16 protein-coding genes are annotated in these 21838 nt (G+C 69.8%); 8 read left to right on the top strand and 8 right to left on the bottom strand.

Features of this window, described 5'->3' with window-relative positions:
• Positions 1 to 2 precede the first annotated feature (2 nt).
• Positions 3 to 803: an SDR family oxidoreductase gene (locus AB0L34_RS10490; RefSeq protein ID WP_357459088.1), complete on the top strand. Its 801-nt coding sequence runs from the start codon at positions 3 to 5 to the stop codon at positions 801 to 803.
• Positions 804 to 959: 156 nt separating this feature from the next.
• On the opposite strand, the gene AB0L34_RS10485 is transcribed toward AB0L34_RS10490, so the two are convergent.
• The 3 genes from AB0L34_RS10485 to AB0L34_RS10475 form a co-directional block, all read right to left on the bottom strand.
• Positions 960 to 1607 (bottom strand): ATP-dependent Clp protease proteolytic subunit, encoded by a 648-nt coding sequence (locus tag AB0L34_RS10485; protein ID WP_363703721.1) that lies wholly within the window; start codon positions 1605 to 1607, stop codon positions 960 to 962.
• 514 nt (positions 1608 to 2121) lie between these two features.
• Positions 2122 to 2505: an NPCBM/NEW2 domain-containing protein gene (locus AB0L34_RS10480; RefSeq protein WP_363703742.1), complete on the bottom strand. Its 384-nt coding sequence runs from the start codon at positions 2503 to 2505 to the stop codon at positions 2122 to 2124.
• A gap of 409 nt (positions 2506 to 2914) precedes the next feature.
• Complete coding sequence (locus AB0L34_RS10475; protein ID WP_363703719.1) at positions 2915 to 3661, bottom strand: hypothetical protein; 747 nt, start codon at positions 3659 to 3661, stop codon at positions 2915 to 2917.
• Positions 3662 to 3959: 298 nt separating this feature from the next.
• Between AB0L34_RS10475 and AB0L34_RS10470 the strand changes: the two genes are divergently transcribed.
• The gene (locus AB0L34_RS10470) at positions 3960 to 5246 is read left to right on the top strand and encodes a low temperature requirement protein A (protein ID WP_363703717.1); all 1287 of its coding nucleotides are present in this window, start codon (positions 3960 to 3962) and stop codon (positions 5244 to 5246) included.
• A 309-nt stretch (positions 5247 to 5555) separates the two neighbouring features.
• Here the strand turns inward: AB0L34_RS10470 and AB0L34_RS10465 are convergent, their stop codons facing one another.
• The gene (locus AB0L34_RS10465; RefSeq protein WP_363703715.1) at positions 5556 to 5921 is read right to left on the bottom strand and encodes a hypothetical protein; all 366 of its coding nucleotides are present in this window, start codon (positions 5919 to 5921) and stop codon (positions 5556 to 5558) included.
• 209 nt (positions 5922 to 6130) lie between these two features.
• Between AB0L34_RS10465 and AB0L34_RS10460 the strand changes: the two genes are divergently transcribed.
• Positions 6131 to 6631: a DUF1877 family protein gene (locus AB0L34_RS10460; protein WP_363703713.1), complete on the top strand. Its 501-nt coding sequence runs from the start codon at positions 6131 to 6133 to the stop codon at positions 6629 to 6631.
• Between the two features lie 139 nt (positions 6632 to 6770).
• Entirely contained in the window at positions 6771 to 7220 is a 450-nt protein-coding gene (locus tag AB0L34_RS10455; RefSeq protein ID WP_363703740.1) for a site-specific integrase, read from the top strand.
• A gap of 558 nt (positions 7221 to 7778) precedes the next feature.
• On the opposite strand, the gene AB0L34_RS10450 is transcribed toward AB0L34_RS10455, so the two are convergent.
• On the bottom strand, positions 7779 to 11375 hold the full coding sequence (locus tag AB0L34_RS10450; RefSeq protein ID WP_363703711.1) for an AAA domain-containing protein: 3597 nt from the start codon (positions 11373 to 11375) through the stop codon (positions 7779 to 7781).
• Positions 11375 to 11755 (bottom strand): hypothetical protein, encoded by a 381-nt coding sequence (locus tag AB0L34_RS10445; RefSeq protein ID WP_363703709.1) that lies wholly within the window; start codon positions 11753 to 11755, stop codon positions 11375 to 11377. Before AB0L34_RS10445 ends, AB0L34_RS10450 begins: the two co-directional genes overlap by 1 nt.
• Positions 11756 to 12007: 252 nt before the next feature.
• Between AB0L34_RS10445 and drmD the strand changes: the two genes are divergently transcribed.
• From drmD to AB0L34_RS10430, 3 genes are all read left to right on the top strand, one after another.
• Positions 12008 to 15196 carry a DISARM system SNF2-like helicase DrmD gene (gene drmD / locus AB0L34_RS10440; RefSeq protein WP_363703707.1) on the top strand — a complete coding sequence of 1063 codons (3189 nt, stop codon included), beginning with the start codon at positions 12008 to 12010 and terminating at the stop codon, positions 15194 to 15196.
• On the top strand, positions 15196 to 19311 hold the full coding sequence (locus AB0L34_RS10435; RefSeq protein WP_363703705.1) for a DNA methyltransferase: 4116 nt from the start codon (positions 15196 to 15198) through the stop codon (positions 19309 to 19311). The genes drmD and AB0L34_RS10435 overlap by 1 nt, the downstream gene beginning before the upstream one ends.
• A 78-nt stretch (positions 19312 to 19389) precedes the next feature.
• Positions 19390 to 20379, top strand: coding sequence for an HIRAN domain-containing protein (locus AB0L34_RS10430; protein WP_363703703.1), 990 nt, complete (start codon positions 19390 to 19392; stop codon positions 20377 to 20379).
• 53 nt (positions 20380 to 20432) lie between these two features.
• Here the strand turns inward: AB0L34_RS10430 and AB0L34_RS10425 are convergent, their stop codons facing one another.
• The gene (locus tag AB0L34_RS10425; RefSeq protein WP_363703701.1) at positions 20433 to 20621 is read right to left on the bottom strand and encodes a DUF397 domain-containing protein; all 189 of its coding nucleotides are present in this window, start codon (positions 20619 to 20621) and stop codon (positions 20433 to 20435) included.
• Complete coding sequence (locus AB0L34_RS10420) at positions 20611 to 21459, bottom strand: helix-turn-helix transcriptional regulator (protein ID WP_363703699.1); 849 nt, start codon at positions 21457 to 21459, stop codon at positions 20611 to 20613. Before AB0L34_RS10420 ends, AB0L34_RS10425 begins: the two co-directional genes overlap by 11 nt.
• A 212-nt stretch (positions 21460 to 21671) precedes the next feature.
• On the opposite strand from AB0L34_RS10420, the gene AB0L34_RS10415 reads away from it, so the two are divergent.
• Complete coding sequence (locus AB0L34_RS10415; RefSeq protein ID WP_250101589.1) at positions 21672 to 21815, top strand: hypothetical protein; 144 nt, start codon at positions 21672 to 21674, stop codon at positions 21813 to 21815.
• The last annotated feature ends 23 nt before the right edge of the window (positions 21816 to 21838 follow it).

The raw sequence follows: 21838 nt of genomic DNA, 5'->3' as shown, positions 1-21838 counted from the left end.
GGTTGCACGGTAGTGGGCAGCGGCTGGCCGTGGTCACCGGCGCGGCCAGCGGGATCGGCGCGGCGCTGGCGCGGCGGCTGGTGGACGACGGGTGGCGCGTGATCGGCTGGGACCGTCGCCCGTGCGACGCGGACGGCGTGACGGGGCGGCAGGTAGACGTACGCGACTACGACCAGGTGGCCGCGGCGGCGGCCGAGGTCGAGCGGGCCGACCTGCTGGTCAACAGCGCCGGCATCGGCGGGCGCGGGTTCGCCAGCGAACTGGCGCCGGCGGCGTGGGAGCGGGTCATCGGGGTCAACCTGACCGGGACGTACTACTGCTGCCGGGCGATGTTCCCGGCGTTGCGGCGGGCCGGCGGGCTGGTCGTCAACATCGCCTCCGTGGCGGCACACCTGGCGATGGTGGAGGGGGCCGCGTACTGCTCCTCGAAGGCCGGTGTCGCCATGCTGACCGAGGTGCTCGGGGTGGAGTGGGCCGCGCAGAACATCCGGGTCATCGCGGTCAGCCCGGGCTACGTCCGGACGCCGCTGGTGATGGACGGCATCCACCGGAACCTCCTCGACGAGGAGACCATCGTGCGGGGCACTCCGCAGCGTCGGCTGGCGGAGCCGGCCGAGGTGGCGGAGCTGATCCGGGCACTGGCCGCGGACGAGCTGCGCTACCTGACCGCCACCACCGTGCGCTTCGACGGCGGGTGGACCGCGAGCGGGGGCTACCAGCCGCACCTCGCGGGGGACCTGCTGCCTGCGCTGGGCGACCCGCCGCCCACCCCGGACAGGGCCGGCGCGACAGCGCGGGACTGACCGGGGCAGGTCTACGCGACCGGCGCGGGACTGGCCCGGGGATCGGCGCTGCACGAGCGGGACTGACCGGACAGAGCCGGCGAGGCAGGGCCGGCGGCCGGTCTGACCGGGCGGGGTCGACGGGCCGGTGGCGCCGTCGACCCCGGACGGGTCAGCTCAGCTGGCCGCCATCGCCACCGCGCTCTTCTTCCGGCTGCGCAGGATCGTGTCGACCAGCCCGTAGGCCACCGCGTCGTCGGCCGTGAGGATCTTGTTCCGCTCGATGTCGCGGGAGACCTCCTCCTGGGGGCGGCCGGAGTACTGGGCCAGCATCTCCTCCATCTGGGTGCGCATCCGCATGATCTCCCGGGCCTGGATCTCCAGGTCGGTGCCCTGACCCTGGACGCCCTCGATGGCGGGCTGGTGGATCAGGATCCGCGAGTGCGGAAGCGCCATCCGCTTGCCCGGGGTGCCCGCCGCCAACAGGATCGCGGCGGAGGACGCCGCCTGCCCCAGACAGACGGTCTGCACGTCCGGGCGGACGTAACGCATGGTGTCGTTGATCGCCGTCATGGCGGTGAACGAGCCGCCGGGCGAGTTGATGTACATGGTGATGTCCCGCTCGGGATCCGTCGCCTCCAACGTGATGAGCTGCGCCATCACGTCGTTGGCCGCGGCGTCGTCGACCGGTGTGCCGAGGAAGATGATCCGGTCCTCGAACATCTTGCTGTACGGGTTGGTCTCCTTCATGCCGTACGACGTCCGCTCAGCGAACGACGGCAGGACGTACCGCGCGTCCACGGACAGATTCGGCTTCCGGATCATGTTCGCCCTCTCTCCCTCGGAAATTGCTCCCCCGGCAAATTCACCCGTCGACCGGGCGACGCAGCGGAGATGATCCTCTGTCGACCCTATCCGCTTCCCGAGCGGAATGCCGCTCCCAAACAGGGGTGTTTACGCGAGCAGCAGAAGGCTCCATTGCGGACGGTCGGCGCTGCCGGCCGCGCCGCGCCCGCAACGGTTCGGGCGGCGACCGGGGGCGCCGGCGCGTCCGTGCGGCGGTGCGGTCGGTCCGGACCCCGGAGACGCCGGTCACCGAGGACGAGGGACGGCCACACAATTCGTCCGTCCAGTTCGGCGCACTTCCCTGACATGGGAATTCCGTGAGAGCACGTCGGCGAGTTACTCCGCTCCGATCGACGATGGTCAAATGCAGAAGCGGCGCCCGGCAGGCGGCGCCGATCGCCGGTGGGCCCCCGCCGGGCCCGGAGCGACGCACGCTGGCTGCCCCATCAGCCACACAGAGCCGCGCCCGGCGGCGTGCGGCGGGCTTCGCCGCTCACCGACGCACCCGAGGGGCGATCCAGACGCCGATGCCGTCGCCGTGGCACTGGTCGAGGCTGGTGGTGCTGACCTGGAGGGACACGTGTGTCGCGTCGCTGATGTCCACTCTGACCGCGCGGGTCTTCCCGAGACCGAGGGTGGTGGCGAAGACCACCTTGCGGTCGGCCAGCACGGTGAACCGGAGCGGCAGCGCTTTCGCGGAGTCGTCCGCGATCCCCACGGTCGCCTCGAGGACCGCGTACTGCCGGCTGACCACGAACGTGGCCGTGAAGTTGTCGTTCAGCCAGCACGGAGACGCCGCGAGGACGGTCTCGCGCTGCTCGCCGGCCACGAGTCGCGGCTCCTGCTCCCAGCCGTCGAAGTCGTCCACCTCGGGCATCTCCGTCAACGAGCGCACCTCTGCCTCGCCGGCCGGTGCGGCAGGCGGAGCACTCGTACCGGGCACCGGGGACGGGCTGAGCCCGGCGGTGGCCGCCGGTGTGGTGGGCTGGGGCTGCACGGCGGACGGGGCGCCCTGTACCGACGGCGCACCGCCACGGCTGCCGGTGTCGCGGGTGAGCTCGAGCGCGACCGGGAGGGCCGCCGCGACCACCGTGGCCACCGCGGCGATGACCGCGCCAACTATCGCGGGAGGAAACCACCGACGCCGTCTCGGGATCGACACGGTCCGATTATGGCAACGCCCCGCACCACGGGCTGCCCTGGACGGCGCGCGGTGCGCGGTGGAGCGGGCGCGCTCGACGAAGACGGCGGGGCGGTCGGGCAGGCGGGACGAGACCGGCGGAAGACTACGCCCACTCCCCTGCGAACAGCGGCTCGACCGGGCGATCCCGGCGTCCGATCCGCAGGTCCCCGAAGATCGTGCTCCGCGCCGCCCGCTCGACCTCCGCGTCCAGGTCGATCCGTAGCTCCTCGGAGGCGTCGTGGGCCGCGCCGACGAGGACGAGTTCGGTCCCGGGATGGTCGAGGAAGTCCGGCGGGTCGAGCGGGGCGAAACGACGGCCGTGGAACTTCCCCTGCAACTGGGCGGGCAGTTTGACCTTCTGGTCCCCGCGCAGTCCGACCCTGGGCGGGGAGGGTGCTTGCGGGTTCTTCACCGTGATGATGTAGCTCGCCTCCGGCTCGATGCTCAGCTCGTGCTGCGGCGCTCCGAGGCGCAGCGGGAGTTCGAGTTCGTACGCCAGATGGGTGTGGTCGTCGTGCCGGGCGATCACGTACGCCCCCTCCGCCACCGGCCGGGCCGGCGACTGCTCCCGTCCGCCGCGGGTCTTTGTCCGGTACGCGCGCGCCTGGAGGGCCTTGTGCAACTGCTCGGGCCGGTCCACCACCTCGTCGACGAACGCCCAGAAGCGGTCGTGCTGGTCGATTCCGGGCAGGCGCTTGCGCCCGACCACGAGCAGCCGCAGGTGTCGTCCCCGCCACGGGTGCATCACGACCAGCAGCCGCTGCACCTCCTCCAGCGAGTCGACGTGCTCCTCCTCCACGCGTGGCCGGTAGAGGAAGTAGATGTCCCCGTCTTCAAGCACCTCCGCCATCCGTGCCGGGTACCCGCAACCACGGCCGGGCAACGCCGGCTCCGCGCACAAGCCTCCGCACCGGTCCTTCGCAGGAACAGGGGTGCGGAGACCAGACCATCAGGTAGGCGAGTACGGACCGGCAAGGCCATGCCGAGTCGCCCAACCGCATCCAGAGCAGTGATCCACCGGTTTGCGGCGGACCGGCCAGGGTAGGCCCGGACAGCGGGTTGCCGGGACGAGGAGACGTGGATGCAACGCGGATGGCCGGCGGTCCAGCTCAGCCTGATCACGGGAGGCCTCTTCCATGGTCCAGAGGTTGCGCCCAGGCGTTTGGCGGATCTCCGAACATTCTCGCGTCTCCACCGCAGAGCTCTTCTTCGACGTGGTGTTCGTCTTCGCGTTCATTCAGGTCACCACGCTGATGACCGCCGACAAGGGTGGGCTCGGTGTCGTGCACGGGCTGCTTGTCCTGGCCCTGCTCTGGTGGTTGTGGTCGCTCTTCGCCTGGCTGAGCAACCGGGTACGGGGAAACTTCGGCCTGGCCAGGCTCACCCTGCTGGCGACAACGCCGGTGTTGTTCGTGCTGGCGGCTGTCACGCTGGACGCGTTCAGGGGCGTTCCCGGCGGCGTGGCAGCCCCTGTCGGGTTCGTTGGCTGCTACGCCACGGTCCGGCTTCTGTACCTGGGACTACGCTGGTACGCCACGCCGAGCCTGCGGGGCCACGAGATCGTGTCGCTCACCGTGCCGGCGCTCGCCGCCATCGGCCTACTGCTCAGCGCCGCGTTGCTGCCGCTGGGCGGGCTCGGCAGCACGACAACGCTGGCCGGCCAGATAGCCCTGTGGGTACTGGCCATCAGCATCGACTACGGCGCCGGGATGGCGCTGCCCGTGCGTCGGCAGATCTTCTCCGCCCGGCACTGGACCGAGCGACACAACCTGATCATCATCCTGGCCTTGGGCGAGGTGCTGGTGTCGATCGGTGTCACCGGCAGCTACCTGCACGCCACAGCGAGCTTCCTCATCGCCTCGGCGCTCGCCGCCGTCATCGCCTGCTCCCTCGAATGGATCTACTTCGACCTCTCCGCGCTCGTCGGAGAGCACGCACTGCGCACCGCCGACCCGCTCCACCGGGTACGACTCGCCCGGGACGCCTACACCTACCTGCACCTACCCATGATCGCAGGGATCATCCTGCTCTCCCTCGGACTGAAACACACGCCCGGCCTCATCGAGAGCGCCAACTCATACAACCGCGGCGATCCGCTCGACCGGACCGGCCGGTACGCGATGTACGGCGGCGTCGCCCTGTTCCTGCTCGCCCACGCCGCGTTCCACGGGCGGCTCGGTCACGGCATCCTCATCGTCATCTGGCCCCGACTCGCCGCCGCCGCACTCCTGTTGGCCCTACTGCCGGTCACCGCCTGGCTGCCCGCTCTGCAGGCCCTGGCCTGCCTCGCCGGGGTCTGCCTGGTGACGGCTGTCACCGAGTTCCTGATCAGTCGCCGGCACCGGTGGCGACTGCGCCAGACGCTCTTCGAGGAGGCGGAGGGCGAACCCACAGCCAGAGGCAACAGCGACTCGGGCGGAGGGGCTGTCCCGTAGGAGCTGACGCGGGCCGCCACCGGAACGCGTCGCTGACCATCAGCCGATGCGTCGAAGATGCTTGACAGACCTCGACGCGGCCTGGCTTGAATGCGCCTCCATGATCTACGTCCACGTAGAGGTGACCCGGAAGTGCCAGCGGTCGACCACAGACAGGCTCGGTCATCTGTTCGATGCCTGACGTAGGGGCCACCAAAAGGAGTCAGGGCTGGTCTGCACGACCGGCCCTGAGGGTGTTACTGCTGGTGCGCCGCCAGGGACTCGAACCCCGAACCACCGACCTGAACCGCACGAAGGCAGGTCATCACATCACTCGACGTAGGTAGGCGGGAGGTAGAACCACCCCACAGCCGGTGCCTCGTCGTAGGTAGTCCGCGAGTCCCACGCCCGAGCCCACGCCTCGCGGTCGCCGTCGCCCTGCGCGAACGCAGTCAGCTGGCGATGCTCCCCCCAGACCCGCGCCGCCTGTTCCGCGGTGATCTCATGCAGAACCAATACTCGCGGCTCCGACGCCTGGGCTCCGGTGATCCACTCGGGCACCGCCGCAAACCAGTACTCGTGGCCCTCGTAGAGCGCCAACCCGTCCAAGGGGCCGTCGTAGAAGTCCAAGACGCCAACGACCTGCACCCCAACCACCTCGGGTAGGCCGTTCAGCACGGCGGAGTCAAGATGCACTCCCGCACGCTAGCCAGCCAACTCCGCCCCCGCCATCCCATATGCTCGATACGACCACCAGCCAAATTCGATCACGACCCTGGGGTCAAACATCCTGCGACGCCGTTTCGTCAACCATCATGCGAGACCAGGCATCGCCGGCTGCCGGCCCACCAGAGGGACGCGGGTTCGATGTTGCCGACTACGACGATGAGCAACATGATCTGCCGGTGAGCGTGGACATGTTCTGGCGGCGAGTAGACCCTGGGGTCGTACAGGGCCTTGAACCAGCAGAACTGCGGACGCTTGTTCCGTACTGGTACGACGACCGCTTCCAACAGGAGACCACGGCTCGGATCACTGTCGGTGCGGAAGACACCGGCGCGCTGATCGGTGAGCTGCTTCGCCTTGGCGCTGGAGATGGTCCCGATGCCTATGGTGCCTGGCTCGCGGTCGATGGCGCCGACGGGTTGGGTGGGGACCACATGGTCGGCGTCCTCACGCCAGAGGAGGTCGCAAAAGCGACCGAGTTCCTCTCCCGCGCCGAGCCGGCGGCCTTGATGCAGCAGTTGCGGCCCAAACTCGCCGTTGCAGCTCGTGAGATGGGCTACAAGCGCGCCTTCGACGACGAATGGGCTCAGACGGTCGTGGCGGATACGCAGGATCTGACAGAGTTGTTCCGGTTAGCCGGAGCAGCAGGTGAAGCCGTCATCGTGGCGATGGTGGCCTGATCAGTTGAACCCGCCCCGTCAACCATCATGCGAGACCAGGCATCGCCAGCAGCCGGCCGGCCTGGATTGTGCTGGTGGAGCCGACTCCGCGTCTCAGACGGTGACAGGCACGCCCTCTTCGAGGTAGGGCGGAACGGGCCTGACTCCGGGCCTGCATGCTGGCTCGGAGCCGTCGAGCGAGTCGCGCCGCCGGCGGGTTCTGACGATGCCGGCCGTTGTGGTCCAAGCGCTCAAGCGTCACCGGAACGTCCAGGAGCATGAGCGCGGTCTCGCCGATGAGGATCGGCACGAGACAGGGCTGGTCTTCACGACCGCCACCGGTCGCCATGTCGAACCGCGCGATCTGAACACTGCCTTCGGCCGGTTGATCGTCCGAGCCGGTGTCCGGCCAATTCGCTTTCATGACCTGCGACACACCTGCGCGACTCCGCTTCTGGCCGCAGGCGTGTCGCCGCGAGTTGTCATGGACATTCTCGGCCACTCGCAGATCGCGGTGACGATGAACATCTACGGGCATGTGATGCCGGCCATGCAGCAGGAGGCGGCGGGTCACATGGACGTGGCGCTCAGCGAGCCGCAGGCGGGGTGATGACGGTGACGAGTGACACCGCTGCTGTCGACGTTGCTGTCACTCGCCCCGAAACGACATCTGGGCACCCACCTGTGAGGGTGGATGCCCAGATGATTGCTGGTGCGCCGCCAGGGACTCGAACCCCGAACCCGCGGATTAAGAGCTTGATCTTGGTCGAACCATCCGGTCCAACCGGGTAGGGCGAGTCCATCTGTACGCGGTCATGGCCCGATTCGCTCGAGTCGGCGTCCCAGGCAGTCCACCCGGCCACGGCCCCGTCCATGGCGCCCGAGCATCCGTCGAGCACCAATGCGCGCCCGTAGGTGGGCGCTACGATGACGCCCGCACTCGCGGCTCGCGGCGCGGGGACGAACGTCTACATCGCCGAATCCCGATGGGCGGCGGTATTGGCCCCGTCAACGTTGTTGCTGTACCTGCTCTTGTGATCGAAACTTGCCGACGATCTAGAGGGTGCTGGTAACCCCTGATCGGCACGAGCGGGACGGCCACGTGAGAGGGCGTCGCCGGCCGCCCCGGCGCTTCCCTGCCATCGCAAGCCGCGGCGCTATCTCCGATCTACCCGTCGTTCTGCTCCTGCCCGGACTGGGTCAGACCGTCGACCAACTCTGCCGCCACCTGCTCCGGCTCGGCCAGGCAACGCCAAGCGGGCACGCGACGGACAGGTGTGGCACCACTGATGACATCGAGCCGGGCGAGTACCCGGCGTAGTCCCCGGCCGGCGGGATCGCCCGCCGGATCGTCGACGACGACGGCCAGCTCGGCATCCCCGCGCCCCACCACAAGGTCGACAGCCCGCCCGGCCACGGCTACGTCGCGTCGCACGGTGAGACCGGCACCCCGAAGTGCCAGGTGCAATCGATCCACTGGCACGGTCGCGGTACCCGGTTGAGCATCGGCGACGTCACGGACCAACGCCAAGGCGGTCAGCAGGCCGCGTTGACCCGACCACCACGACCGATCACCGACCACGACGAGCTGGGATCGCGCCCTAGTGATGGCGACGTTCCACAAGTTGGTTTCGTGTACCAGCCAGCCCCGGGTGCGGTCGGGAATGCCATGGGCCCCGACCGGTGAGACGACCATGATGTCCTGTTCGCTGCCCTGGAACTTGTGAATCGTCGCGCAGAGCAGGTTGTCCGTGAGGCCGGCGTCGCGTAGGGCCGCGGCCAGGCGACGCTGGTGCGCAGCGAGCGGCGTGACCACCCCGATCGAGACATCGGGATACGCCGTCCGCAGGTCCGTCACCTCGGCGACGACCGCGTCGATTTCGACCTGGTTAAACCCGGACCCGGTTGTACCACGGCTGAACTGTCCGGGCACGTGACGCCAACGCACCGCTGGATCGGCCGTAGCGGCCAGCCGGGCAGGATCCGTCAGCACGGTGAGCCGACCCTGATAGACCTCCCGGTTCGGCACCTCCACGATGTCCGGGTGGCACCGGTAATGCTCGTCAAGGAGGTACGTCGCGCCCGCAGCGGTAGCGAACGCGTCGTACGCGGAATGGGCGATGTAGGTCAGCCGGCGGGCGGTGAGCCATCCGGTGCTCAGGTCCGCTCGGGCCCGTTCCGTGACGTCGTCGGCCTCAGGCAGGTCCACGACGGGTGCGAGCTGACGCGGATCACCGATGAGCAGTGCACGCTTGGCGCGATAGAGCATGGGCAGGATCGCGGGAATCGTGCACTGCGCCGCCTCGTCGATCACCACGAGGTCGTACAACGCAGGGCTTCTCTTCAACCGCCGGGCGGACAGGGCGGTCACCGCCCAGCCCGGCAGCACCCGGAGCAGCTCCGGGAAGTAGGCCCAACTGTCCGACTGTGGCTTGGCCATCTCGTCGGCTCGGTCCTGCAGCAAGCGTGCTCCCGCAGCCACCCTCCGGGCGATCTGGGCCCGCAACAGGTCGATGCTGACCGCGGGTCGTTCGGTCCCGATCAGGTCGACCAGTCGCCGCCAGGAAGCTTCGGCGTCGGGCAGCTGCATGAGAAGCCGCTGGCATTCCCGCCAGCGCAGCTCGAGCACCGCCCGCTCGGCGAGCACCTCGACAGCGTTCCGATCGACGACCTGATACGACCGCAGCCGCCACCGGTACCACCAACCGAACCACCTGCTTGCGAGCGCCCGGTCGGTCAGCTGGACGAGGTGTGCCAGCGCCGTGTCGTCGGCGGGCAGCGGTGCCGCACCAACGCCTGGGGCGGCCCCACGCTCGACAGCCAGGTCTGCGAGGTCGCGTTCAAGCAGCCGCCGCTCGTCCAGCCCCGCACGAAGGTTAGCGGCTTCTTCGCCTAGAAGTCGCAGCTCATGCAGGGGTGTCGGGTCCTCCGGTGTGGTCGGCCGCTCCGCTGGTGGATACGTCGCCAGGATGTCGGCGAGGTGCTTCGGCTCCTGCATACGGTGGTCCTTGTTGCCGGTGCGCACCAGCAGGCCCGGGCCGATCAGGTCGGTCACCCGGTCGAGTACCGAGTCGACCGCCTGGTTGCTGGTGGAGCCGATCAACACGCTCTGGCCGGCGGCGGTGGCGGTGGCCAACAGGGCCGTGACGAGTTGACTCTTGCCGGTGCCCGGCGGCCCCTGGGCCACCGTCAACGGCTGCGACATCGCCGCCTGGATGATCTCTTCCTGCGCCTCGTTCGCCGCGCTCATCGCCACCGTCACGACCGGCGTCGCAACGGCCTCGTCCGGTCGGAGAGCCAGCGCAGCCAGTGCCGTCCCCTCGATGAGCCGCGGATTCTTGATCATGCCCCGCAGGTCCTCGACGAGCTGCCGCTGCGGCGACTCGGCGGCGTCGACGGTGTACAGGACCGCGGCGTTCTGCACCCCGTTCACCGGTCCCGGCCGGATGGTGCCACCGAGCATCGCCGGGTTCAACTCCGTCACCGGGCTCAACCCGAACGTCTTCACCAGCACGTCAACGGTGGCGGCGAGGGAGGTCGGGTCACCCGGCGCGAATGCCTGCTCGACACGCTGCAGCAGTTCGTCGCCCTCCACCTCGGAGAGCTGGAACAGGTCGACAAGTGCGGCGCTGGGGCGGGGCGGGAAGGAGGCATGCAGGACGTCGTCTGCGCCGACGGTGACATCACAGACCAGCAGCGGAGCGAGCCGGAGTGGCTTCTGCCGGGCCGGCCGAACGGCGACGACCGGATAACCGTATTGCAGGTCCCGGCCGTCGGCGCGGGCCCGGGCGGCGAGTTTGGCCGCCGAACCGCCCAGCTTCACGGGCGTAACGGAGGTGAAGACCGCCTCGGACCCGGGCGGCGCCGCGACGTACGTCCCGGTTGCCTGAGGGTCGATGAACGGCTGCAGCACGGTCGACCGCTGCATGCAGTTGATGTAGTAGGTAACGAGGCGGCGCCACTGGTCCGCGTCGAACGGCGCCTCGTCCGCCGGGCTTGCCGTGACGGCCGTGACCTGCCTCGCCGCAGCGACGGAACCCGGCACCGTCACCAGTCGGATCGGCTCGGTGACACCCTCACTCGATTCGACCGGCGTGTGCTGGCGGCGCCGGCCCATCTCGGTCGGGGCGTACCGGGAAAGGTCGTTGGTGGTGATCCAACCGTCGTCCGAGGGCCCCTCGGCCGCACCCCGCAGACCGTTGAGAAGCACCTCGGTGAAGACCGACGGGCGGTCCGGCCCTTGCGCCTTCGACGCCTTTAAGTGCGTGCTGGAGGTCAGGATGAAGGTGCCACGCTGACGCTTCAGGCGGCGCGGCTCTTCCCGCACTCCGCCCCGCAACCGGTGCCGGGCCGTGAATGCGCCGGAGAAGCAGCAGTCGAGCAGGACCACTTTCTGACTGGCCTTGGTGTCGTTGAGCAGATGACGCAGCATGCCGTCGGTGTCGAACGCGGTCGTGTGCAACTGCCCGCTGACCGTGTCGGTTGCGGCCAGAAACAGCGACTGACCGTCACCGTGCAGCACCCCGTGGCCGGAGTAGTAGAGCAGGGCCAGGTCACCCGTGCGGCGCGCACCGTAGAACTCCTCGACGATCTGACGCAGACGGGCCGCCGGCAGGTCCAGTTCGGCGCGCACCGAGTCGAACTCGCCGGCACTGTCGAGCAGCGCCTTGAGCTGCGCCACGTCTTGGTGTACCGATGGAAGGGGCGCAAGCTCGCGGTCGACCTGGTAGGTGGCTGTGCCGAGCAGCAGGGCGTGCCGTCCCATCAGGGGCGGGCCCGTTCGATCGCGGCCCGCACTGTGCTGATCAGTTCATCGGTCTGGCCGTGGGTGGGCCGGTCGATGGTCAGCTCGATGTCACCGACCCGCAGGTGTACCCGACGGCCGGTGTGGCGTTGAAGGAAGGCCAGGACCACGTCGACCAGCGCCTGCACGTAGCCGGGGTCGGTGCCCGCCAGTACGGTCACCACGCCGAGCACCAGCTCTGCGACGCCTTTGGCATCCGGTTCGACAGCGGGGCGATCGACGCGCTCCACCTCGCCGATCTCGCGGAGGTCGTCCGCCAGCTCGGCGGTCAGCTCACCGAGGACGAACTCGTCGTCGTCGGCAAGCGGTGTGAAGTCGATCCGAATACGGACGTAAGACATCCAACCTCCTGCACGAGCGGTGCTGACCAACCTACGGAAGAAGGGCCGCGTCGGGGTCTCGACTGTCGGTTTGCCGATCGAACGTCGCCCGTTGGCAGGTCATCCGCCTCCTCTATGGAGCAGGGGTATATCCGAAGTGGAACGTTGTACTAGCCTTCATGCCTGCGTTCGAGCGCCCACCTCCACACGGAGTGCTCAATGAATCATGGCGACGTTCACGGGCTGAAGGAGCACACCGATGGTTCGAGCCGGATGACCATGTCGACCGAGAGTCCTCCGGCGCCGGGCCAGCTCGTCACGGTACGCAACCGGCGGTGGATCGTCGCCGACGTGATCCGTAGCGACGTGACCAGCGGTGATCCGCATGTCTTCACCGGTCGGACGCCACACCTGGCCACCCTGGTCAGCATCGAGGACGACGCCCGCGACGAGGAGTTGCGGGTGGTCTGGGAGCTGGAGCCAGGCCGACGGGTGCACGACAGCGCGACACTGCCGGATCCTCGACACGGGTTCGACGACCCCGGGCAGTTGGACGCGTTCCTGGACGCCGTGCGCTGGGGTGCCATCGCTTCGGCCGACCGCACGGCCCTTCAGGCGCCCTTCCGCTCGGGCGTCGAGATCGAGGACTACCAGCTCGACCCGGTGGTCCGGGCGTTGTCGATGCCGCGGACGAACCTGTTGATCGCCGATGACGTGGGCCTCGGCAAGACCATCGAGGCCGGGTTGGTGATGCAGGAGCTGATGCTGCGGCACCGGGCGCGCACGATGATGATCGTGTGCCCGGCCGGGCTGACCCGGCAGTGGCGCGACGAGATGCGCGACAAGTTCGGCCTCGACTTCCGGATCGTCGACACGGACCTGCTGCGGGAGTTGCGCCGCACCCGGGGTCTCTACACCAACCCGTGGACGCACTACCCACGGTTGATCGTCAGCGTGGACTGGCTGAAGCGGGAACGGCCGCTGCGGTTGCTCCGCGAGGTGCTGCCGGCGACGCCGCGCTATCCGCGCGCCTTCGACCTGCTGGTGGTGGACGAGGTGCACACCTGCGCGCCCTCCGGCCGGGGGCGGTACGCGGTGGACTCGCACCGCACGAAGGCGATCCGCGCCCTCGCCCCGCACTGCGAGCACCGACTCTTCCTCTCCGCCACCCCGCACAACGGCTTCACCGAGTCGTTCACCGCGCTACTGGAGCTCCTCGACGACCAACGGTTTGCCCGCGGCGTCAAGCCGACCGACGAGCAGTTGGCCCGGGTGATGGTGCGACGGCTTAAGAGCGAGCTGCCGCCCAGGTGGGACGGCTCTCCCCGCTTCCCGGCACGACACCTGGGCTATCTTGAGGTCGACTACCCGAATGCCGAGCGCCATGCCCACGAGTTGCTCAGCCGGTACGCGGCGAGCCGCCGGGCGAACGCCGACGGGCGGGCCGGCGAGATCGCCGCCGACTTCGTCACCACCCTGCTCAAGCGCCGGCTCTTCTCGTCGCCGAAAGCGTTCGCCGAGACCGTGGAGACCCACCTGGCGACGATGACCGCCCGGGACCACGCCGCCTCCGGCGAGCCGGCACCCGGGGCGGAACGGTTGGCCGGCGAGAAAGTTCTGCAACCGGTGATCGATCGGCTGGCCGAGACGGCCGAGGACGATGCCGCCTACGGCAGCGCCGAGGCCGACGCCTTGACCGCCGTCCGGCACTACGCGGCCCCGCTGTCGGCCGAGGAGCGGGCGCTCCTCGGTGAGCTGCGCACCTGGGCCCGCTCGGCGCAGGACCGGCCGGACGCCAAACTCGCCGCGCTGCACCGCTGGCTGGATCCGATCGTGCGGCCCGACGGCGAGTGGCAGCCCGAGCGGGTGATCATCTTCACCGAGTACCGCGACACCCAGCGCTGGTTGCACGAGCGGCTCCTCAGCGCCGGCTACCCGCCGGAACGGATCGCCCTGCTCTACGGCGGCCAGGATCCGGACGAGCGCGAACGCGTCAAGAACGTCTTCACGGAGCACCCCGACCTCGACGACGTCCGGGTCCTGCTCGCCACCGACGCCGCCAGCGAGGGCATCAACCTGCAACGGCACTGCCACCGGCTGCTGCACTGGGAGATCCCGTGGAACCCCAACCGCCTGGAGCAGCGCAACGGCCGGATCGACCGGCACGGCCAGCGCGCCGCCCGGGTGGAGGTGCTGCACTTCGTGCCGGCCGGTTGGCAGCACGTCGACTACACGACCGGTTCGCTGGAGGACGAGCTGGCGTTCCTGCGGCTGGCGGTGGAGAAGGTCGAGGCGATCCGCACCGACCTGGGCAGCGCCGGTGAGGTGATCGCCGCCCAGGTCGAGCAGAAGATGACCGGCAAGCGGACCGACTGGCAGGTCACCGACGTCGAGATCGACCGGCGGGCGAGCCGCGCCCGGCTGCGGGTGGAACGTGACCTGGCCCGGGACCTGCACCGGCTCACCGAGACGCTGAAGGGCAGCCGGGCGGAGCTGAACCTCACCCCGGCCACCGTGGAACGGGTGGTCCGCACCGGGCTGCGGCTGGCCCACCGCCGGGACCTGATCGACGCGGCGATCCCGGCGGACGCGTCGGGCCCCTGGTTCCGGCTGCCCGAGCTGCCCGGCGCGTGGGCCGCCGCCCGCAACGACGGGCTGCTGCATCCGGTGACGGGCCGGGAACGGCCGATCACGTTCGATCCGGACGCGGCGACGGGGCGCACGGACGTGGTGCTGCTGCACCTCGGGCATCAGTTGGTGCAGATGTGCCTGCGCCTGCTGCGGGCCGAGCTGTGGGCCCAGGCCCGGGGCGAGGCCGGGTCCGGCGGCGCGAAGCTCAGCCGGGTCACCGCCCGGGTGGTGCCCGGCGATCTGCTGCGCACTCCGGCGCTCGTCGCGCACGGCCGGGTGGTGGTCACCGGCGCGGAGGGCACCCGGCTGCACGAGGAGATCGTCACCGCCGGTGGCCCGATCGAGGGCGGGACACTCACCCGGGCCCGCCAGGAGGAGCTGGAGGCCCTGCTGGCCGCCGCGACCGACCAGGTCCCCGCCGAGCAGGTCCGGCAGAGCCTGACTGAGCTGTGGCCAGCGCTGGCCGGGCCGCTGGGTCGCGCCCTCGGCACCCGCGCCGACCAGCGCGCCCGCAGCCTGCACGGGCTGCTCGCCCGCCGCTGCGAGGAGGAGGTCACCGCGATCGGCGCGGTCCTGACCGAGCTGGAGACCTCGATCCGCAGCAAGCTCGCCGACGAGCCGCACTGGGAGCAGCCGACCCTGTTCACCGTCGAACGCGAGCAGTTGCACGCCGACCGGGACGCGCTGCACGCCCGGCTGCGCGACATCCCGGCGCAGCGCGAACGGGAGAGCGACGCGCTGCGCCGCCGCTACGCCGACCCGACGGCCCGCTGGTTCCCGGCCGCCGTCACCTTCCTGGTCCCCGCGTCCCTGGCCCGAGGTGCCCGCTGATGCCCACCGTCCCCCGCCAGTCCCGAGGCGCGTCCGGCCGTGCCGGCGCGGGTCGCCGCGCGCCCCGGTCCCCCTTGCAGAAGGTCGACGAGCAGCACGCCGAGTGGCTCGGTCTGCTGCGCCCGGAGGGCCCGTTCCTGACGGTGCCGGTGCTCGTCGAGGCGCTGCCGCACGGGCTGGACACCGTGCCGGACGACGCGCGGAACCGGATCCGCCGGGGCTGGGCGGAGGTGCAGGATGCCCCGGACCTGCTCGGCCCGGCCTGGGTCGAGCTGATCCTCGGCGAGTTGCTGGGCTATCCGGCGAGCGCGCGTACCGACGACGCGGTCGGGGTCGCCGGCAGCGGCGACTTCCGGCCGGACGCGGTGCTGTCCGGCCCGCAACCCGGCGGCGGCCGGGCCGCCCGGCTGCACGTGCACCGCCTGCCCTTCGACGCGTCGCTCGTCGTCGCCCGGGGTGGCCGGCCGTCCCCGGTAGAGCAGGCTGCCCAGTTGTGCCGGGACACCGGCGTGCCGCTGGCGCTGGTAACCAACGGGCAGCACTGGGCGCTGGTACACGCCCGCCGGGGCGAGCCGACGGGGGTGGGTGTCTTCGACGCCGACCTCTGGCTGGAGGAACCGACGCTGCTGCGCGCCTTCGCGACGTTGCTCACCGCGTCCCGGGTGCTGATCCCGCCGACCGGCGCCGACGGGCGCGCGTCGGCCAGCCTCGCCGGCCTGTTCGCGCGCAGCGCGGAGGCTCTCACCCAGATCACCACCACCCTGGGCGACCAGGTCCGCCGGGCGGTGGAGCTCTTCGTCGGCGAGCTGGCCCGGCTGGACCGGGAGTCCGAGGGGCAACTGCTCGGCAAGGTCAGCGATCGGGAGATCTACCGGGGCGCGCTGACCGTGCTGATGCGCCTGGTCTTCCTGCTCTACGCCGAGGAGCAGCGGCTGCTGCCGGTGACCGACCCGCTCTACGCGCAGGCGTACGCGGCGTCCACGCTGCACGGCCAGCTCGGCGCGGTCCGGGACCTGCACGGCGACGAGGTCGGCGACCGGCGCACCGCCGCCTGGCCCCGGCTGCTCGCCCTCTTCGCTGCCGTACATGGCGGCTGCGAGCACCCCGACCTGCGCATCCCCGCCCACGGCGGGTCCCTGTTCGATCCCCGACGGTTCCCCTGGCTCGTCGACGCGGCAGTCACCGACCGGGTGGTGCACGAGATGCTGGACGCCCTGCTGGTACTGCGGCACCGGGGCAGGGCCGCCGAGCAGCTCAGCTACTCCAGCCTCGGCGTCGAGCAGCTCGGCCACGTCTACGAGGGCCTGCTGGAGTTCTCCTGCGCCCGGGTGCGGGAGCCGTACGTCGGGCTGCTCGGCAAGCGCGAGCCGGAGCTGCCGCTGGCCGAGCTGGAGGCGGCGGCCACCCGGGGCGAGGCGGAGCTGCGGGTCTGGCTGGTCGCCCGCTGCGACCTCACCGCCCGGCAGGTGGAGAAGGCCAGGGCCGCGACGCCCGCGCCGCACCAGCTCGCCGCGCTGCACGCGGCCTGCGACAACGACGCCGACCTGACTGATCGGGTACGCCCGTATTGGGGGCTGCTCCGCACCGACCTGCGCGACCTGCCCACGGTCTTCCCTGCCGGCTCGGTGCTGTTCACCCAGTTCGGCGACCGGCGCAACACCGGCACCCACTACACGCCACGGGAGCTGGCCGAGGAGGTCGTCCGGCACACCCTCGCGCCGCTCTGCTTCTCCCCCGGCCCGGCCCAGGGCGTCACCGACGAGGGGGTGTGGCGGGCGAAGACCGCCGACGAGCTGCTGCGGCTGAAGGTGCTCGACCCGGCGATGGGCTCCGGCGCGTTCTTGGTGGCGGCCTGCCGCTACCTCGCCGAGGTGGTGGTGCGGGCCTGGCAACGCGACGGGCTCCCCGCCGAACTGTCCGACCTGGCCAACGGCAACCCGGACCAGGAGGACCTGCTGCTCGCCGCCCGCCGCCTCGTCGCCGCCCGCTGCCTCTACGGGGTGGACCGCGACGACATGGCCGTCGAGCTGGCGAAGCTCTCACTGTGGCTGGTGACCCTGGCCAAGGGCAAGCCGTTCGGCTTCCTCGACCACGCGCTGCGCTGCGGCGACTCGCTGGTGGGGATCACCTCCGTCGACCAGCTCACCGCCTTCCACCTCGACCCGGAGGCGGGGCGTTTCCAGCACAGCCGCTTCTTCGGTGACTTGGTCGGCCGGCTGCACCGGACCGTCGACGAGATGACCGCCCTGCGCGAGTCGATCGGCGCGACGGTGGTCGAGGACACCCGGGACGCCGCCGACAAGGCCGCCCAGCTCGACGAGGTCGAGCACCTGGGCCAGGGCCTGCGGTTGGCCGCCGACGCGGTGGTCGGCGCAGCGCTTTCCACGGCCGTCCGCGCCCAGCGCCGCCCGTGGGACCCGGAGGACGGCGAGGACGACCCCGAGCGGAAGTACGACGACCGTCTGCTCGACATCAGCGACGACGTGCACCGCCTGCTCGACGGGCCGTACGACGCGGAGCTGGAGCAGCGGATCGGCATCACCGTCGCCGGCTGGCTGCGCGGCTCGCGGCCGGAGCCGATCCGGCCGCTGCACTGGCCGCTGGAGTTCCCCGAGGTGGTCAACCGGGCCGGTTTCGACGCGGTCATCGGCAACCCGCCCTTCGTCGGCGGCCAGCGGCTGACCGGGGCGATCGGGCCGGACGTACGCGAATACCTGGTCGAGCGGATCGGCCGGGGGAAGCGGGGCAGCGCGGACCTCTGCTCCTACTTCCTGCTGCGCAACCTGAGCGTCACGGGAAAGGGCCGGGTCGGCATCATCGCCACCAACACGATCGCTCAGGGCGACACCCGAGAGGTTGGCCTCGACCAGGCCGTGGACATGGGCTGGACGGTCTACCGGGCGAACAAGTCCCAGCCCTGGCCGGGCACGGCATCGCTGGAGGTTTCTCTGCTCTGGGTCGGCCACGCCGCCGACGACGAGCAGCCGGTCCTCGACGGCAACCGGGTGCCGGGCATCACCCCGTCGCTGGACGCCCGTTCCCGAGTCACGGGCAACCCGTACCGCCTGGCCGCCAACGCCGGCCAGGCATTCCAGGGGTCGAACATACTGGGCACCGGCTTCCTGCTGGAGCCGGAGCAGGCGCGGGCGCTGATCGCCAAGGACCCGCGCAACAAGGACGTGCTCTTCCCCTATCTCAACGGGGAAGACCTCAACGGCCGCCCCGACTGCTCGGCTCGCCGCTGGGTCATCAACTTCCACAACTGGCCGCTGGAACGCGCCCAGGAATACCCCGAATGCTTTGCGATCGTCGAACGAGAAGTCAAGCCCTTCCGGGCTACCAATAATGACCGCAGACGTCGTGAGATCTGGTGGCGATTCACGAGACCCGCCTCGGAACTATATTCGGCGATCGAAGGGCTCGATCGCGTGCTTGTGATTGCCCTTGTGAGCAAGACCGGCTTGCCCGTCTTCGTTCCGACCGGGCAGGTCTTCTCTCACATGCTCGGTGTGTTCGCTACCGACAGGGCAGAGGACCTCGCTTCACTCTCCAGCAACTTTCACTTCTCGTGGTGGACGACGAAGGGCGAATCGAGCCTCCGGTCTGACCCTCGCTATACGCCGTCCGATGGGTTCGAGACTTTCCCGCAGCCCAAGCCGACCGAGCGAATGGCGCGCATCGGAGCGGAGTTGGACTCGTACCGGCGGTCGGTGATGTTGGGGCGGGAACTGGGGCTGACGAAGCTCTACAACCTGGTCCACGACGAGCAGGTGACCAGCGCCGACATCCAGCGCCTGCGGGACATCCACGTCGAGATCGACGAGGCGGTGGCCGAGGCGTATGAGTTCGACCTCACGCTGGGGCATGGCTTCCACCGGACCCGGCAGGGCGTCCGGTTCACCATCGACCCGACCGCCCAGGTCGACGTGCTGGACCTGCTGCTCGAACTCAACCACAAGCGCCACGAGCAGGAGAGGGCCCAGCAAACCACCACCCGCCGCAGGCTCCGGAAGCAGACGCCGGCCGTGCCGCGCCCCAGGTCCGCAGAGGCACCGGATGTGATGCCGCCCGCATTGGACGGTGGCCTGTTTCCCCTTCCGGACGCCCTGTTCTGAGCGGTGTCGGATGCCGGACATCCACCTCAACCGTTCAGGTGAACTCGGTTCGGGTTGCCGAGGCGATACCTTGCCTCGGTGACCCGAACCTTTGACCTGTGGGGCCAGCGCGGCTGGTGTTCGCAGGAAGTCGCTGGCGAATCGCATTACGCCAAGAACATCCGCGCCCTGTTCGGGCGGGCGTTCGATCCGGACGGCGACAACGAACTGACCGTGCCGGCTCAGCTCATTCCGGAGCCGACCAACCGATACGATCCGCACGCCGTGAAGGTGCTCTGCTCCGGCAAACAGGTCGGCCATCTGCCGAAGGAGCAGGCCCGAGAGTTCTCGGCGGTGCTCACCGCGCTGATCGATCAGGGCTGGACGCCGCAGGTGCAGGCCCGGGTTTGGGCACAGGAACGCGAGGACTGGGACGATCCAGGTAAGCGGACGCTCTTTGCCTCCGTGCGGATCGACCTCGCCGAACCACACATGATCGTCCCGACGAACATGCCACCGTCGGAGCTGCACACCGTGCTGCCCACCGGCCGCTTCATCCAGGTGACTGGCGAAGAAAAGCACATGTCGCACCTCGCATCCCTGATCAGCCCGAGCGGGGAATCCTGGGTCTACGTGACCCTGCACGAGATCGAGGTGCAGCGGGCCCGGTCCACCCGCACCCTCGTCGAGGTCCGGATCAACGGCCTGGCCGCAGGAACCCTGAGCCCGGCCATGTCCACGGAGAATCTGCCGGTGATCGGCCACCTGAGGGACAAGGGTCTGATCACCGCCGCCCGTGCCGTGTTGAAGGGCAACCGGGTCAAGGCCGATGTCGCGGTCAACCTGGCCAAAGCGAGCGAACTGTCGGACACCTGGCTGGATTCGCCACCCACCGCTCGCGGCACCCATCCGGCCGAGCGGGCGGAGTCGTCGACGAGCCAGGAGATGGCGACGGCAGCGCGGTGGAGGTTCGTCGTGCCCCCGGAATGGCCGCCGCCTCCGGCAGGCTGGGTCCCGCCGCAGGGCTGGCGGCCCGATCCGTCGTGGCCCCCCGCGCCGCAGGGGTGGCAGTTCTGGGTCCAGGAGTGAGGCGGGCGGCCGGCTCGCCGCGTCGGCCTTGAGGCCGGCCACGTCGCCTCAGCTCAGGAGCGACCGCCGTCCGTCTTGATGCCGCTGACGAACGCGTCCCAGGCGGCAGCGTCGAAGCTCAGCACGCTAGCTGCGGGGGCCTTGGAGTCGCGCACGTCGACCTGATGCCCCCGGTCACGCACCTCGACGCACTGGCCGTTGCTGCCGGACCGGCTCGACGTGCGCCAGGCGTTACGCTCCATGCTTGCTCAGCTCCCTGATGAACTTGATCGATTCGGCCGGCGACATGGCCAGCGTCCTCAGATTGTCGTACGCCGCCGATAGTCGCGCCAAGTCGCGGTTCGACTCAAGGAACAGCTCGCCGGCCAGGGTCTCGATGTAGCCCAGCGGCGGTTCGTCCTGCTCGAAGGTGAGCAGGGCGAAGCCGCTGCTGTCCGCCAGGTGCGCCCCGGCCTCGAAGCGCAGCACCTGGATGGTGACGTTGGGCAGCCGGCTCAGAGCGACCAGGTGGTCGAGCTGCTCGCGTAGGACGTCGGGGCCGCCGACCTCCGTCCGCACGGATGCCTCGGACAGGATGGCGTGCATCCGTAGCGGTGTCGGCTGCCGGCGCAGCACTTCCTGTCGGGTCATCCGGGCGTCGACCCGCTGCTTAATGCCGTCCGGGTCGGTCTCCCGGCCGATGACGTTGACCTCGCGGGCGTACGCCTCGGTCTGAAGTAGACCGGGCACCAGCATCGGCTCGAAGTTCTTGAGCTCCACGGCCTCGGTCTCGTACGCGATGTAGGTGGCGTACTTGCCGCCGATGCGCTGCCACCACCCGTCTTCGCGCAGGCCACGTGCCTGCTCCAGCAATGACTTCCCCGGCTCCTCGTCGATCTTGAGGCCGTACGCGACCAGCAGCTCCATCACGTCACCGACACGGGGTCTGATCTCGCCGGACTCGATCCGGCTGATCCGTGACGACGAGCAGCGGACGATGTCCGCCGCCCCTTCACCGGTCAGCCCTGCGGCTTCTCGGAGCTTGCGCAGCTCACGACCGAGCCGGCGGGAGCGGGGAGTGGCGGGCATGAATCGAGGCATGTCCTGATTCTGCGCCAACATCACTTGATCGTTTGCCCTCGACTCACATGCGGCGTGTCGACCATCCACGCGTCAAAGCTTGCTTCGCATCACTTGATGCGCAACTCTAGTTACTGCAAGCTACCGAGCATCACCGCAACGTGCACGGCTGGTCCGGCCCAAAGCCACTGCCGCCAGATCTACTGCGCTGCCCGAAAGCGAGGACCCTCGTGATGTCCGAAGTCGTGTCGATCGTGTTCGGTGGGCTGGTGCCGGGCTTCCTGCTCGGGTTGCTCGCCTTCCGGGTCAAGTCGCGGTGGTGTCCCCGCTGCGGAGAGACCACCGACGCCATCCCACCAGCGGGTCGGGGCCGGTGACCGGGCCAGTTCGACACCGCCGC

Origin of the sequence: Micromonospora sp. NPDC052213 (assembly GCF_040679695.1) — a bacterium.
GTDB lineage: Bacteria > Actinomycetota > Actinomycetes > Mycobacteriales > Micromonosporaceae > Micromonospora.
This window is presented reverse-complemented; position numbering and strand designations above follow the sequence as displayed.

What these genes read in the sequence shown, in the direction of transcription:
- drmD (WP_363703707.1), top strand. Translation starts at nt 12,008, where the DNA reads ATGACCATGTCGACCGAGAGTCCTCCGGCGCCGGGCCAGCTCGTCACG.
- AB0L34_RS10480 (WP_363703742.1), bottom strand. Translation starts at nt 2,505, where the DNA reads ATGCCCGAGGTGGACGACTTCGACGGCTGGGAGCAGGAGCCGCGACTC.
- AB0L34_RS10425 (WP_363703701.1), bottom strand. Translation starts at nt 20,621, where the DNA reads ATGGAGCGTAACGCCTGGCGCACGTCGAGCCGGTCCGGCAGCAACGGC.
- AB0L34_RS10435 (WP_363703705.1), top strand. Translation starts at nt 15,196, where the DNA reads ATGCCCACCGTCCCCCGCCAGTCCCGAGGCGCGTCCGGCCGTGCCGGC.
- AB0L34_RS10415 (WP_250101589.1), top strand. Translation starts at nt 21,672, where the DNA reads ATGTCCGAAGTCGTGTCGATCGTGTTCGGTGGGCTGGTGCCGGGCTTC.
- AB0L34_RS10475 (WP_363703719.1), bottom strand. Translation starts at nt 3,661, where the DNA reads ATGGCGGAGGTGCTTGAAGACGGGGACATCTACTTCCTCTACCGGCCA.
- AB0L34_RS10420 (WP_363703699.1), bottom strand. Translation starts at nt 21,459, where the DNA reads ATGCCTCGATTCATGCCCGCCACTCCCCGCTCCCGCCGGCTCGGTCGT.
- AB0L34_RS10485 (WP_363703721.1), bottom strand. Translation starts at nt 1,607, where the DNA reads ATGATCCGGAAGCCGAATCTGTCCGTGGACGCGCGGTACGTCCTGCCG.
- AB0L34_RS10450 (WP_363703711.1), bottom strand. Translation starts at nt 11,375, where the DNA reads ATGGGACGGCACGCCCTGCTGCTCGGCACAGCCACCTACCAGGTCGAC.
- AB0L34_RS10445 (WP_363703709.1), bottom strand. Translation starts at nt 11,755, where the DNA reads ATGTCTTACGTCCGTATTCGGATCGACTTCACACCGCTTGCCGACGAC.